This is a genomic window from Neobacillus sp. BP17 (assembly GCF_059579525.1).
This window is the reverse complement of record NZ_CM184198.1, coordinates 696,849-711,429: the sequence shown is the minus strand read 5'-3', so window position 1 is coordinate 711,429 and position 14,581 is coordinate 696,849. Positions and strand designations below refer to the sequence as shown.

Here is a 14,581-nt window from a genome sequence, read left to right as displayed (position 1 = left end):
TCTAAAACCTCCTATATTTGAGGATCTGGCCCTCATAGCTTAACCGCGTTAATGGTTAATTCGTATGAACCCCAATCAAAATCTGACTTCATATTATAAAATGATACTTACTTTTCCGTGCGGGCGGAGACTGTCCAATTTGAGAATGACTTTCTTGGATTGAATCTTTAATTTTCCATTTTCTTTTACCAAAATGTATTCGTTGACCCCGACATAATTGTCCAGTACTTCACGTTTCGTACGGTAGGTAGAGAAATTGCATCTGACTTTTACGGCATCCCCTTCATTATTAACGATTCTTACATTCGTCACATTGTGAAGAGTAGTGGAGTGTGGGTATTCTACATGGGCTTCTCTTTTCAGTAATCGTAACGCCCGCTGTTCTAAACGGGCACGATCATCATGAACAAAGAAAAGCGATTTTTTAAAATCCGCATCAGGATTTCCGATGGGCGGAATCACATACGTTCCATTGCTTGAGAATAATGCAGCCCACTCCTTTAACTTAAACTCATCAAGAAGCTCCCCCTCATGGAATAAAAAATCTTCAATTTCCTGACGTGTTATGTTCATACTTCCACCTTCCCAGCTTCTTCTTTTTTGCTTTCCGCTGCTGTCATCCGTTTATCCCATTCACGCCAAAATGCACGCATTTGTTCTTCATCCGTCGCTTGGGGAATTTCCCTGTTCATTCCTTTGGAAATATCATTCCATCCGACTTTTTTAGTATTTAAAAAGCCTTCCTGGCATAGTTCAAGTGCTTCATTATCATCCGGAGTCGCAAAACCGCCTGGCCCTAAAAACTCTAAGTAGCTGTCATTCCGGACCACCCTGAAACCGTCTGTTTCATTTATAGGAGATAAAGCATAGGCGGTTACTTGCATATAACCCGGTTCAATAGGATAAAAGGTTCTGATTGCAATCGCCATGATATCATTGATGACTAGGTTAGGGAAAATTAAAATATTGCGGTTCTTTTTCGAAATGCGGTGGGCTCTTTCTTCGCCAAATTTTTCTACTAAGCGAGCATTGTTTTTGTCGATAATTTCTTTCGCCTCTTCACCGTAACCTTCAATCCATTTTCCGATTGGTCTTGGCCACGGGGCATAATATTCCATTACGGCATGTCCATTCCCCAGAGCGCGTGCTTCCCCTGCAAGGCTGTCTTTTTCCATTATTCCCCCGCGGGTCGCAACAATATCAAAATAGGTTTTATGGGTTGGTACCCCGTGGTATAAATCAAAACTATTTTCACAAAGTAATTTCCAGTTCGCTCGTACGCTATATTCTTGGGAATCCTGCAAAACTTCCATTCCAACTTCTGTTTGATCTGCCACCAAGTCGAGATACTCTTTGGCACCTGCCAGGTATTCCTCTAATGATATAGCGTTGTCATCAAAGTTAACGAATACGAAACCGCGGTAACTTTCAAGTCGTTTGACAGCCAGCATATTTTTAGATCCATCGCAGTTATGGTCTTCCAAGAAACCAAATTTATCAGGTAATCCGACTAATTCCCCTTGCGTATTAAAGCTCCACGCATGATAGAAGCAGCGGAATACTTTTGAGTTTCCTTTTCCTTCACGGCATACGAGCGCCCCCCGGTGTGGACAGGAGTTATATAATGCCCTTATTACCCCATCATTGCCGCGGGTAAATAAAAGGTTTCGTCCACCAACTTTTCTTCTATGAAAATCGCCTTTATTCGGTACTTCTGATTCATGCCCAATATATAACCAGCATTTATCAAAAATTTCATTGCGTTCGATTTCTAAAATTTCCGGATCAATAAAAACTTCACGATTTACTTTGAATAAACACCTCTGTTGATCATCCTTAAGATAATTGCTCATTGGCTCTCCCCCTAAATAAGTTTTTTTGTAAACCTGCTCATCATCTATGTCAGTTCTGAAAGAGGTTTTAGAAAACCTTAAAATCATTTTTATTACATCGTGCTTCCGTCATTTACACTAATCACTTGGCCCGTAATAAAAGTCGCCTTATCGGAAGCAAGGAATACGACGGCATCCGCCACTTCTTCCGGATTGGTCCCTGTAACCAATACAGTCGCACCTACTTGTGATAAACCAATTGCAACCGCTTTCCCAATTCCTTGTGAAGAACCTGTTACATGTCTACTCTCCCTTCCAAAAGATAGGCTTGTGATTGACTCTACGACTCGACATGCTAATATCACCTCTTTTCCTTGTAATCTCTTTTTTGGTTTGTGAAGAAAATAGTCTGTTTCCTTTTTGTCGTGACAATCAAATACACAAAAACTAACATCGTTCCGGATACCTCAACTAAATGTAATCGCATCCAAAACATAACTCAGTGTGCTTAGGTAAACAGCGTTTAATGCATTTTTCCAGATAATATCTGAACATATTGACATTTAAAATTTCAGAATATTATCTTAATTGGTTTAATTTTAAATCTTTTTTTTGTGAAAATCTAATCGAAATATTCTTACCTTTATTGACTAAATTCAAGATTTTATTTATATATAAACATTATGAATACTCTGTTAACCCCTGTGCAAAGAGATGATTTAAAAGGAATAATAATAGATTTCGTTTGTCCTGAGTAAATTTTAAAGACATTTAAATAGTCATGACATAATAAAAAAAGGTAAGGGGAGCTCGAAATTATAAAAGGAATAAACTAAAAGAATCTTTATATTTGTTTAAAATCACTTGAAAAATTTACCATATCAAAAACCCCCTTAAGAAGGATTATTAGTCCAACTTAAGGGGGTAACTTCATTAAGTTACCTTTTTCTAATGACTAAAATATTGTTTATTACAGTGTTATTTACTGCTAAAAAAGTTTCCTCCCCTCCGAAAAGAGAACCCGTTACTTTTCCTCCTGGCTCCTATTTGTTGAAACTGGATGAATTACATAATAGAATCCTAAAATATTTTCAATTTCTCCTATGTCTAAATATTCATCTGATAAATCTTTAAGCACTATCTGTGCATCTTGAATATCCAATTTCTCTAGTTTTTCAATGAGTTCAGATACTGTCATTTCTTATTTTCCTCCATTAAAATGAAAAGCTTCCTTTGGAAATTTGCTGACAATTGGGGATTCTAGCATGATTGGAACTCAAGTTATTATCCACCCTGCCGGGATTTCCGGATTCATTCGGCTTGCGGGGGTCCCGCTTCCATTTGTCAGCTACGGGTAAATTTTCTCTAAGTGCGAAACCAATTAAGCAATTCCCACTTGGTTCTATTTCATATTTGTAAAATCTTTTAAAGAAACCTTTACCGATGTCTGCAATGTTTTTATAATGAGTTTGCACCTGGAAGATTGACCTGAAAACAATGGATTATTATGATAAAAAAATTCGTTAATGTAACGAATAAAATCAGACAGATATAAAAAATACCAATTCAACAAGATGAATGGGTATGCCTTTAAATCTATTTCTACTATGGCTAATAACAACAATATGAGTGAATAACAAGAAGAGGTGTAGCGAACCTCCCTTAAGGGGATGTCAGTACCTCAGGTTTATCGACAAACCCGAATATTTTCGAATTTGTCGACAGTCTGAACTCCCTTTCAAAAAATATAGGGAGTTTTAATTTTTTATTTCTAAGGTTGTGAAAAATTTCCTTTATAAAAACAACTAATAGTTTGTCATTTTTCTAGAATACAGTTACTAGACTCATGCTTATTCGTTTATTTTCTATCAGAAACCGGTACACCGGCAACTCCCCAATGAGTTTTTGGCATTTCATTTACCAATACTCGAACGCCAGTTTTTGGTACAACTAATGTTTCAACAACAGTATCAGTAATATTTTCAATTAATGCTTTTATTTTTTCAGGTGGTCTGCCTTCCATAATATTTACTTGAATAAGTGGCATGGTAATTCCCCTTTCATAAATTATATTTTCCTATTGTAATATGTTTTAAAATTGCTGATTTATTTACCAACAGAGAAAGTTACTTCGCCCAAGCCATCAAATTTACCTGAAACAACGTCGCCAACTTTTAACAATATTGCACTTGTTAAGGCTCCCGATAATATGATTTCGCCTTTTTTAATTTTATCTCCTTTTCTGGCGAGCATGTTTGCCAATACTGCAATGGCATTGGCAGGATGTCCTAAAACGGCAGCCCCAGCGCCCAATTCTTTAGTTTGGCCATTAATGGATAAAGTCGCCCCTACTAATTCAAGTTCAAAGTCATTTGGTTTTCGAAGTGTGTTACCAAATACGACCCTTGAAGTAGATGCATTATCAGCAATTACATCTGTGTGGGTAAAGTTAAAATTTTCATAGCGGCTATCAATAATTTCAAGTGCAGGTAAAACATACTCTGTTTTAGCTAACACTTGTGAGCCGGTAATTCCAGGTCCTTTAATATCTTCGCCAATCAAAAACGCAATTTCTGCTTCCACTTTTGGATGGATCAGATCAGAAAATGGAAGAACACCACCGTTATCGATCAACATATAATCAAACACATATCCGTAAATTGGCTCAGTAACGCCCATTTGTTCCCACTTCGCCTTGCTTGTTAATCCCATCTTAGGGCCAATGATTCTTCGGCCCTCGTCTAATTTTTTTTGAACAAGCAGTTCCTGTGCCTGATAAGCTTCCTCAACTGTTAAATCAGGTTTAAACGTCTTAGTTACCTTTACAACTTCACGTTTTTCTACTTCCGCAGCAACTAAGTAATCAGCAATTTGTTTAATAATTTCACTTGCCATACCTTTTCCTCCTTTGATCCAGATTCAGTATCTATTTATGCCAATTATTTAAAGTTAACGCTTACTTGACCAAGATGAGCAAATCTTGCTGTAAAATTGTCGCCCGGATTAACGACAACCATGCCGGAAAGTGCACCCGAAAGGATTACTTCACCTGCTTTAAGAGTAATATCATAATCTGCTAAACGATTCGCCAGCCATGCAACACAAGTTGCCGGATTTCCAAGTGCAGCGGCTCCAACACCTGTATTGACAACTTCACCATTTTGCAAAAGTACCATGCCTATTAATTCCAAATTAATATCTTGAATTTTTGTAGGCTTGCCACCCAATACAAATAATCCGGATGAAGCATTATCAGCGACCGTGTCTGGTAGCTTAATTTTCCAATCTTGTATCCGACTATCTACAATTTCTAAAGCAGGAACAACATAATCTGTTGCTTGTAGCACATCAAGAACAGTTACACTCGGACCTTTTAAATCTTTCTTTAAAATAAATGCAATTTCACCTTCTACTTTCGGCTGAAGCATGTTTTCACAAAAAATAGTACCTCCATTTTCAACGACCATGCTGTCTAATAGATGTCCATAGTCAGGCTCATCAACACCCAACATTTTTTGTACGGCAACAGAGGTTAATCCAATTTTTTTGCCAACAATTTTCTGTCCTTCAGCTAGCTTCTTTTTAATATTTTCCAATTGAATATAATATGCCTTATCTACAGTAATTTCTGGATCTACCACAGTTAGCGGATTAATTCCAACGCGTTTTTTTTCAGCTTCTAATAATTTAGCAGCAAAGTTTTCAATTTTACTAGTCAATTGAATATATCCTTTCTATTATAAATGTATTTTGACACTGTTTAGTATAAGCTGAGAAACATTCAAAAAAGTTGCACGGTATATCTTATTTAAACCGTGCAATATATCCATGTTAAAAAATAAAATTAAAGTTTAACACAAATATTAGATATTTCAGTGTAGAATTCCCAACTGTGACTACCGCCAACACGACCTAGTCCACTGTCTTTCGTACCTCCGAATGGAGTTCTAAGATCACGTACAAACCAGCAGTTGATGTAAGATAAACCTGATACAATTTTTTGGGCTACACGGTGTGCACGACGGATATCGTTAGTCCAGATTGTGTTACTTAAGCCCATCCGAGTGTCGTTTGCTGCCGAAATCACTTCTTCTTCTGTGTCAAATGGAATAACTGTAACAACCGGTCCAAAGATTTCTTCACGAACACAACGAGATCTGTCATCTAGACCAGTAATGATGGTTGGTTCTATGAAATATCCTTTATCCAAACCATCAGGGCGCTTACCTCCTGTAACGAAAGTACCGCCTTCTTCTTCAGCAATTTTCAGGTAGCTCATTACTTTATCATAGTGTACTTTGGCGACTAATGCGCCTTGATCATTGCTCATATCAAATGGATCGCCAACTTTTAATTCTCTTGTTTTAGATGCAAATCTTTCTACGAATTCATCAAAAATTGGACGTTCAACATAGATTCTTGAACCGCAGACACAAACTTCCCCTTGATTTGTAAAACTTGATCTAATGGTTGTTGCCACTACTTCATCAATATCGACATCTGCAAAGATAATGTTAGGGTTTTTACCGCCTAATTCGAAAGAAAGCTTTTTTAGTGTAGGCGCAGCTTCTTCCATGATTTTAGAACCTGTAGATACTTGCCCGATAAAACCGATACCAGCAATGTCAGGGTGTTTGTTGATTGCACTTCCAGCACCAGGTCCAAAACCGTGAACCAAGTTTACAACTCCATCCGGAACACCAGCTTCTTTAAGAATTTCCATTAATCTTGTTGCAGTCATCGGGGTTATTTCAGATGGCTTAATCACTACTGTACATCCTGCAGCCAAAGCTGGAGCTAATTTCCATGTTAATAAGAATAATGGAAGATTCCATGGCTGGATTAATCCAACTACTCCAATCGGGCGGCGATATCCGTAGTTAAGCGCATAGTGAGTTTCATCTTGGTATGCCTCTGTTCCTATAGAAATCATGTAATCAGCAAAAAAATGGAAGTTTGCTGCTGCACGAGGAGCATCAACGTGACGTGAGAATTTAAGGTGCTTACCAGTATCTAATGATTCTAATTGTGCGATTTCTTCTTGTCTTGCTTCAAGAATGTCACCAACTTTGCGGATAATTCTTGAACGTTCATTTACAGTCATTTTTCCCCATGGGCCCTCTTCAAAAGCACGTTTAGCAGCTTTAACAGCTAAATCAATATCTGCCGCGTTTCCTTCTGCAACTGTACCATAAACTTCCTCAGTTACAGGATTCACGTTATTAAACGTTTTTCCATCTACAGATTCAACAAATTTACCGTCGATATAATGTAAACAATCAAATGGGTTTACGATAGGTTCAACTACTGTTTTAGTTTCGACTTGCGCCATTCATAATTCCTCCTTGGTTTTGATTTTAATATTTTCTAAATATAGCGTTAATGCTTACATGTTTTATGTTAATGCTTATTTGTTAATGGAACTTTCCACTTCACTTAAAAGATTTAAAAAAGTGTGCGTCTTACCCAACCTAAATTATAAGATAATGCTTACTTGTCCGTGCGGAAGGAGGCTGTCTAGTTTTAGGATGACTTTCTTGGATTGAATCTTTAATTCTTCTTTTTCTTCTACCAAGATGTATTCGTTGACTCCGACGTAATTGTCGAGCACTTCACGTTTTGTGGGATAGGTTGAGTATATGCAGCTTACCTTACGGCATCCCCTTCATTACTAACGATTCTTACATTCGTGATATTGTGAAGAGTAGTTGAATGCGGATATTCTACCCGGACCTCTTTTTCAATAATCGTAACGCTCCTGTTTTTGACGGGCTCGATTTTCATGAACGAAGAAATTTTTAAAAGTCCGCATCAGAATTTCCGATGGTCGGAATCACATACGTTCCATTGCTTGCGAATAATGTAGCCCACTCCTTTAGCTTAAACTCATCATGAGGTTTCGCCTCATGGACTAAAAGATCCTCAATTTCCTGACGTGTTATGTTCATACTTTCACCTTCCCAGCTTCTTCATTTTTGCTTTCCGCTGCTGTCCTCCGTTTATCCCATTCAAGCCAAAAGGAACGCATTTGTTCCCATCCGTCGCTTGGAGAATTTCCCTGTTCATTCCTTCTTGTCGTGACTATCAAATGCACGAAAACTAGCATCGAACCCGGGCACCTCAGCCAAATGTAATCGCATCCAAAAGTTAAAGCCAATGTGCTAAGGTAATCAGCGTTTATTGTATATTTCAGATAATATCAATATCTAAAAATGTTAATATTTAAATATATCTGAATATTATCTTGATTAACTTAATTTTAAATATTTTCCCCATGTAATTCTAATCGAAATAATCTTTCTTCTAGAGCCAAAATTCAAGATTTTTTTAATATATAAACACAATAAATACATTGTTAATTCTAATGCAAGGAAATGTTTTAATAGGAATAATGAATAGACTTCGTTGTCCTGAGTGAGTTCTAAAAAACGTTTAATTAAAAAAGGGTAAGCGGAGTTGGAAATAAAAATAAAACTACAAATAAATAAAAAGACATCTTTCTATTTAAATCATTCCAAATTTATTTTTTTCCAAAAAAAAAAAAGCCGTTCTCCCTATAAAATGTACCCTAATAGAGTACTTAAAAAAGTCTACCTAAAAAGAGAAGGGCAAATTCGCAAGAGACATTTTGTTGCTGTTTGTACCATCTTGTTTTCTCCTCCTAATATGGCGCTGATTTTCTAAATAAGAATTATTAATTAATACAGTAATATTTTCACCTTATAGATCCCGTTATTGACTTACAACTATAAAAAATATTTTTAAAAAACCGCCTTTTTATAAATTATATTCTATTAGATATTTCAATAGCTATTTATTACAATATAAACATTCGGAAAATTCCCAAATATTTAAAATATTTATTTTCTGAATGCTTAAGACAAGGGAATTCTTTAAGTTATTGGAAGACTTAGGGTTATATAAAAAAGGGGGGCAATGACACAATAATCAATGGAATGAAAGCGTTTAATTTGAAGCCCGTGATTAAAATAATTAGTAGAATAACACTCCAAGTGCAACCATTAATAATGGCATATGAAGAAAATATAATACGAAATGAGGTTTTTAAATGAAGATCATCACAGTACTTGGAGCAGGTATAATGGGTCATGGCGTTGCTCAATTACTTGCACAAGCAGGATATATTGTACGTATTCAAGCTAGACGCAAGACATCATTGGAAACAGCAAAAAAAATGATTACGAACAGCTTGAAAATTATGGTTGATAAAGGCATGCTGTCACAAGAAAAAATGGCGCAGACTTTGGATAATATTAAATATACAACAGATTTACTTGAAGCGATCCAGGATACTGATTTTATTCTAGAATCTATTCCAGAAGTGCTTGAGACAAAATTAGATACTTACGAGATTATTGAAAGCATTGTCTCTGAAAAAACGATTATTGCATCTAATACATCTACTTTCCCATTAAAAGAATTAACACAAAGAGCAAAACATCCGGGAAGATTTATCATTACACACTACTTTAACCCTCCACAACTTGTACCAATTGTAGAAATTGCTAAATTTGAGAAGACAGATGAAAATGTCATAAAAGTAACTTATGACCTAATGAAAGAAATCGGTAAAACTCCAGTAGTACTGAAAAAAGAGATTACCGGCTTTATCGTTAACCGCATACAAGTAGCCTTTCTACGGGAATGCTTCAACTTAATTGAATTGGGAGTATGTACGGCAGAAGATATTGATATCGCTGTCAGAGGAAGCATGGGCTTTAAATGGGCTTTCTGCGGACCAATGGAAAGTCAGGATTTAGCAGGTCTGCAAACAACACAAGCTATGGTATACAACATCGAGCAGGATTTATCGAATACAAGAGAAGTTCCTAAATTCTTAAAAGAAATGGTCGAAAAAAGTGAATATGGTATTCGTTCAAATAAAGGTTTCTATGAATACGATGATAATGGGGCAAAAGCAATTTATACACGTGATGATAATTTCCTAGATCTTCTAAAATTAATTCAAGACAAAGAAGGAAAAAACAGCATCAGCAGTTAAATAAGCAATGTGACAGTTTAAAAATAATAAGATAGAAGTTGGTTTAGCCGGCTTCTTTTTTTTTGCTCCGTACAGCGTCTCCGCTATATACCAACAAAAAAAGCCTATCAAATAATATAATTTGATAGACATTTCACCTTACATGTTATTTGTTTGTAATATGTAATGGAGCCCTTTAATATTTTTCTACTTATTTTTTGAATGGATAAATTCTTTTTCAACAGAAAGTTGTAAGCTGGATACCATGTTGTTAACTGCACTAAACAGAGCTTTTACTGAGGAGGTCATAATATCCGTATCAATTCCGCATCCCCAATATACAGCACCATTCTTTGCGGTAATTCCTACATAAGATACAGCGTTTGATCCTGAACCTATCTCCAGCGCATGCTGCTTATAGACCAAATCTTTATAATCGATACCCAGTTGGGTTTGAAGAGCATTGCTGACAGCATCAAGTCTTCCATTTCCCACACCAGTAAATTTATGTTCTTCATTATTCATCCGGATCGATACAATCGTTTCGTAATAACCATTTTGAGTGTATTTATAACTGATGAATTCGATAGGGGTGTTAATATTTACATATTCATTGATGAAAATATCATAGATTTCATTGGGCATAAGTTCCTTGTGCTTATGATCTGAAACATTTTTCACACAATATCCAAAGCTCTCACGCATTTCGGTAGGTAGGTCAATTCCATACTTTCGCTTAAGGATATAACCGATTCCTCCCTTACCGGATTGACTGTTAATTCGGATGATGTCTCCTTCATATTCTCTTCCTATATCCATCGGATCAATTAATAGATAAGGTACAGTCCAATACTGACGTTCTGCTTCCTCTCGCCATTTCATACCTTTGGCAATGGCATCTTGATGGGAACCTGAAAATGCAGTAAAGACAAGTTCACCGCCATATGGGTGTCTTTCGTGAACCTTCATTCTTGTTAATTTTTCATATTTGGAAATAATAGTAGGGATATCTTCAAAATTCAGCTTGGGATCTACCCCATGGGAATACATGTTTAATGCAAGCGTTACGATGTCCACGTTCCCTGTTCTTTCTCCATTTCCGAACAATGTTCCTTCGACTCTTTGCGCTCCGGCAAGCATTCCTAGCTCAGCATCTGCTACCCCAGTTCCTCTGTCATTGTGCGGATGAAGTGATAGGATTACATTATCTCGGTAGCTCAGATTGTCACTCATATACTCAATTTGACTTGCGTAAACGTGAGGCATGGACATTGATACCGTAGCTGGTAGATTGATAATTACATTGTTACCAGCTGTCGGCTGCCAAATATCAAGTACCTTGTTGCAAATTTCAAGTGCAAACTCCACTTCTGTACCCGTGAAGCTTTCAGGAGAATACTGAAATTGGAAATTCCCTTCGGTTTCAGCAGCATATTTCTTTAGTATCTTTGCTCCAGTTACAGCAATATTAATAATTTCTTCCTTAGATTTTCTAAATACTTGCTCACGCTGTGCTATAGATGTGGAATTGTACAAGTGCACCACTGCTTTATTCGCACCCTGTAACGCTTCAAATGTTTTTTTGATAATATGTTCTCTTGACTGTGTTAAAACTTGAATTTTCACATCATCCGGAATCAAATTTTCTTCAATTAATGTACGTAAAAAAGCAAATTCAGTTTCCGAGGCAGCTGGAAAGCCTACTTCAATTTCCTTGAAACCTACTTGTAAAAGCAACTGAAAATATTCTAACTTTTCCTCTAGACTCATTGGGACGACCAAAGCCTGATTCCCATCACGTAGATCAACACTACACCAGGTAGGAGCTTCTGTAATATACTCCTTCTCTGTCCATTTCAAGCATTGCACTGGGGGCATAAAGTAACCCCTAGAATATTTATCGATATTTTTCATCCCGACTCCCACCTTTTCAATTGTAATTGTTAATTTATTTAAAATAAAAAAGCCTCGTCTCTATAAAAATATAGAGACGAGACATTGCTCGCGGTACCACTCTAATTGATTAATCATAATAATATTAACCCACTCATTTTCAGTGGCAATCACCACCTATCTACATAACGGTAGAAAACCGACATCCCCTACTGATTAAATTCAGGGAGTAGCTCTTGGATGAGTTCAAAGGCAATAACTACCGATTCTCACCAACCATCGGCTCTCTAACAAGTTTATAATTCCTTTTACTATTTCCAATCTTTGCTTAATATTTAATTAAATCCGATAATATATCGATAAACTCGAGTTGTCAATATCAAATTTACTGAAAATAAAGATTAATATGAATTAATATCACTTCTTTAAAAGAAAACCCCTATATTAATACCTTCCTTTAGTACTTCTAATTTTTACTTTTGCTTTCATTTGTGCCATTTGATCACACCTGTTTCAAAGTATTAATAGAATCAATATGGACAGGAAGATTCGACCTTAAAAACACATTATTTATCAGAGATGACTATTTGAAAAAGGACTATTCAAGTTGATCCAATTAGTAGGAAGCACCATTGTTTTATAACTTTTGTCTGAAGTTCCTTACATCCTAGATTTGTAAAATATCTGACAACTTCCAACTAAGAAAAAATATTATAAAAATCTTTGATTGACCTTTTGCTGGACCTGGGATACCCCCTCTTTTTTTTAACTAGTCATATAGTCATTTAGTCTTGTCTATAAATATCTAATAATATCATCTCCGTGAGCAAGTTGTGACCAAAGGTGTGACCATTTTTCTTAGTTAATTAATGGTATTAAACTAGTTATTGAAGAGGTGGATACAAACCTCCTCTTCTATTTTAGTAGGACTTAATCCTGAATTACAAGATAGCCAAAATATGTTGGAATGAGAAGAAGTTTCAAAAGAAAAAGAAATTCTTAACCTTGGTCAGAGCCTTTTCTTGTCCTGCTATTGCTTTTACTGTCCGCTGTTTATCCCCGGTAATCAAGATTACTTCTATTCCTATACCTTTAAGGCGGCTTATGGCTGATTTCGAGGTTTCTTATAACAAACTATCAATATCTGATTAACTACAATTTATTACAAACTTATTACATTATTTTTACGATTTCGACAAATTATAGCAAATTATTCAATTGATATGTAAACTAAAATTAATAAATGAAACGATTACTAAGGGGATACACATGAAAAAGAAAATTATAGCATTCGTTACAGCTACCGTATTCGGGACTTCCCTATATAGTACGTCAGCCATGGCTGCAACAATCAAAGTTAAAAGTGGGGATACTTTATCAAAGTATTCAAAGCAATATAAAATATCAGTTTCAGAGATTAAGAAAGCTAATAAATTATCAAGCGATAGAATCAAAATAGGTCAAAGTATATACATACCTGAAAAAGGCAAGGTCGTGACTAAAACAAACACCAGTCCATCTTCATCGGTATACACGGTAAAATCCGGTGATAGCTTGTCATCAATCGCAAAGAAGTATCGGACAACTGTAACACAACTAAAAGCAGGGAATCGATTGAAATCGAATCTAATTAAAATAGGTCAAAAATTAAAAATTAGTAGTGGTACTGTAACATCACCTGTTGCTCCGGCTCCCGCAGCAAATAAACCTGCAGTGTCTACCATTAATAAAAACAAGTTGATTCAAAACGCTAAAACTGTGGTTGGCAGCCCTTACAAATGGGGAGGAACTACTCCAAGCGGATTTGATTGCAGTGGATTTATTTACTATGTGATCAACAAACAAAAATCCGTATCTCGTCAGACTGTTGCTGGATATTGGAACAAGATGAAACCTGTGTCTACTTTATCCGTCGGCGTTTTTGTCTATTACGAAACGTATAAAAAAGGTCCGTCACATATGGGAATCTACGTAGGAAATGGTCAGTTCGTTCATTCTGGGTCCCATGGAGTTGAAATTTCCAATATGAATATTTCTTACTGGAAATCTCGCTATCTTGGAGCAAGACAACTCTAGTTTCAAAAGTCCTTATGTATCGATAAGGGCTTTTTTTATTTATCTAACTAAATGATTCTATCGCAAATGTCCAATTAAGGTCATTCCCGAAAGTAAATGCGATGCTTACTTTAGCATCGCACCCGTTTTTTAATAACATGTTGGTTATAAAAAGGAATGAATTATAAATAGAATTGCGAAACTAACTCCAGAACACAAATGCCACTTCCTGTCCATCCTCTGATATCGAAATAATCCGGATATAGGGACTGGCAGAAGGACTAGCAAGGAAAGCAATCCACTTATATTATTAAAATCAAATTTAAAGCCGTGCATAAAGACAGCTACCGTATGCACGATAATAAAAGCGATGGCGATAATCGCTGCTGGAGTATGCCATTTTCGGGTAAAGCGCAGCAATATGGCCAACCATTTTTTTACCTCTACTTGTCCTTTCAGCATACGAAGCCTCATCACACGTAGAAGCACATAATACGCAAGTACAAAAAATAATGCAATTCTAGCAATGGAGCCAAAATCTTTAAATGTATGTTCGAACTGCCTGCTGTGCAAAGTGGTTAATGGAAGCTGTAGTAGCCCCTTAAGTTCCCAAAACACTATCAAAGCAGCGATAATTAACGCAATGATTAACCATATTCGTTCCTTTTTAGGAACCCATCCTTGTTTTTGAACCCTGATTTCCCGAGTATTCACTGATTTGTCCTCCTAAATAAAAGTAAGAACCTTTTATTCAGTTTCCTCATTCCATTATTCAAATAAACTAAATATGACATATAAA

General features: G+C 36.1%; 14 protein-coding genes, 1 pseudogene and 1 other annotated feature. Of the genes and pseudogenes, 3 read left to right on the top strand and 12 right to left on the bottom strand.

Annotated features, from left to right (window positions below):
* Positions 1-93 precede the first annotated feature (93 nt).
* The 4 genes from AC4QJR_RS03395 to AC4QJR_RS03380 form a co-directional block, all read right to left on the bottom strand.
* Positions 94-573, bottom strand: a complete 480-nt coding sequence (locus AC4QJR_RS03395) for an aromatic-ring-hydroxylating dioxygenase subunit beta (protein ID WP_375374334.1) — start codon at positions 571-573, stop codon at positions 94-96.
* The gene (locus tag AC4QJR_RS03390; protein WP_098576007.1) at positions 570-1,853 is read right to left on the bottom strand and encodes an aromatic ring-hydroxylating oxygenase subunit alpha; all 1,284 of its coding nucleotides are present in this window, start codon (positions 1,851-1,853) and stop codon (positions 570-572) included. Before AC4QJR_RS03390 ends, AC4QJR_RS03395 begins: the two co-directional genes overlap by 4 nt.
* 92 nt (positions 1,854-1,945) lie before the next feature.
* Complete coding sequence (locus AC4QJR_RS03385; protein WP_496525286.1) at positions 1,946-2,197, bottom strand: SDR family oxidoreductase; 252 nt, start codon at positions 2,195-2,197, stop codon at positions 1,946-1,948.
* Positions 2,198-2,856: 659 nt separating this feature from the next.
* Complete coding sequence (locus AC4QJR_RS03380; protein WP_180230215.1) at positions 2,857-3,030, bottom strand: hypothetical protein; 174 nt, start codon at positions 3,028-3,030, stop codon at positions 2,857-2,859.
* 40 nt (positions 3,031-3,070) lie between these two features.
* Here AC4QJR_RS03380 and AC4QJR_RS03375 point away from each other — a divergent pair.
* Positions 3,071-3,190, top strand: a pseudogene (locus AC4QJR_RS03375) (cell division protein FtsW); the annotation flags it as partial.
* A 500-nt stretch (positions 3,191-3,690) separates the two neighbouring features.
* On the opposite strand, the gene AC4QJR_RS03370 reads toward AC4QJR_RS03375, so the two are convergent.
* The 6 genes from AC4QJR_RS03370 to AC4QJR_RS03345 form a co-directional block, all read right to left on the bottom strand.
* Positions 3,691-3,900: a 4-oxalocrotonate tautomerase gene (locus AC4QJR_RS03370; protein WP_257148613.1), complete on the bottom strand. Its 210-nt coding sequence runs from the start codon at positions 3,898-3,900 to the stop codon at positions 3,691-3,693.
* Positions 3,901-3,938: 38 nt separating this feature from the next.
* Positions 3,939-4,727, bottom strand: a complete 789-nt coding sequence (locus AC4QJR_RS03365) for a 2-keto-4-pentenoate hydratase (RefSeq protein WP_496525285.1) — start codon at positions 4,725-4,727, stop codon at positions 3,939-3,941.
* 44 nt (positions 4,728-4,771) lie between these two features.
* On the bottom strand, positions 4,772-5,551 hold the full coding sequence (locus tag AC4QJR_RS03360; RefSeq protein ID WP_496525284.1) for a 2-keto-4-pentenoate hydratase: 780 nt from the start codon (positions 5,549-5,551) through the stop codon (positions 4,772-4,774).
* Between the two features lie 125 nt (positions 5,552-5,676).
* Positions 5,677-7,164: an aldehyde dehydrogenase gene (locus AC4QJR_RS03355; RefSeq protein ID WP_496525283.1), complete on the bottom strand. Its 1,488-nt coding sequence runs from the start codon at positions 7,162-7,164 to the stop codon at positions 5,677-5,679.
* A 466-nt stretch (positions 7,165-7,630) separates the two neighbouring features.
* Positions 7,631-7,780 (bottom strand): nuclear transport factor 2 family protein, encoded by a 150-nt coding sequence (locus AC4QJR_RS03350; RefSeq protein WP_180230216.1) that lies wholly within the window; start codon positions 7,778-7,780, stop codon positions 7,631-7,633.
* The gene (locus tag AC4QJR_RS03345) at positions 7,777-7,938 is read right to left on the bottom strand and encodes a hypothetical protein (RefSeq protein WP_496525282.1); all 162 of its coding nucleotides are present in this window, start codon (positions 7,936-7,938) and stop codon (positions 7,777-7,779) included. Before AC4QJR_RS03345 ends, AC4QJR_RS03350 begins: the two co-directional genes overlap by 4 nt.
* Before the next feature lie 963 nt (positions 7,939-8,901).
* Between AC4QJR_RS03345 and AC4QJR_RS03340 the strand changes: the two genes are divergently transcribed.
* Positions 8,902-9,855 carry a 3-hydroxyacyl-CoA dehydrogenase family protein gene (locus AC4QJR_RS03340; RefSeq protein WP_496525281.1) on the top strand — a complete coding sequence of 318 codons (954 nt, stop codon included), beginning with the start codon at positions 8,902-8,904 and terminating at the stop codon, positions 9,853-9,855.
* Between the two features lie 186 nt (positions 9,856-10,041).
* Here the strand turns inward: AC4QJR_RS03340 and AC4QJR_RS03335 are convergent, their stop codons facing one another.
* The gene (locus AC4QJR_RS03335) at positions 10,042-11,748 is read right to left on the bottom strand and encodes a 2-isopropylmalate synthase (protein ID WP_496525280.1); all 1,707 of its coding nucleotides are present in this window, start codon (positions 11,746-11,748) and stop codon (positions 10,042-10,044) included.
* Positions 11,749-11,817: 69 nt separating this feature from the next.
* Positions 11,818-12,061 (bottom strand) — a binding site (T-box leader).
* 935 nt (positions 12,062-12,996) lie between these two features.
* Between AC4QJR_RS03335 and AC4QJR_RS03330 the strand changes: the two genes are divergently transcribed.
* On the top strand, positions 12,997-13,803 hold the full coding sequence (locus AC4QJR_RS03330) for a C40 family peptidase (RefSeq protein ID WP_496525279.1): 807 nt from the start codon (positions 12,997-12,999) through the stop codon (positions 13,801-13,803).
* A gap of 144 nt (positions 13,804-13,947) precedes the next feature.
* Here the strand turns inward: AC4QJR_RS03330 and AC4QJR_RS03325 are convergent, their stop codons facing one another.
* Entirely contained in the window at positions 13,948-14,496 is a 549-nt protein-coding gene (locus tag AC4QJR_RS03325; RefSeq protein ID WP_496525278.1) for a hypothetical protein, read from the bottom strand.
* Positions 14,497-14,581 lie beyond the last annotated feature (85 nt).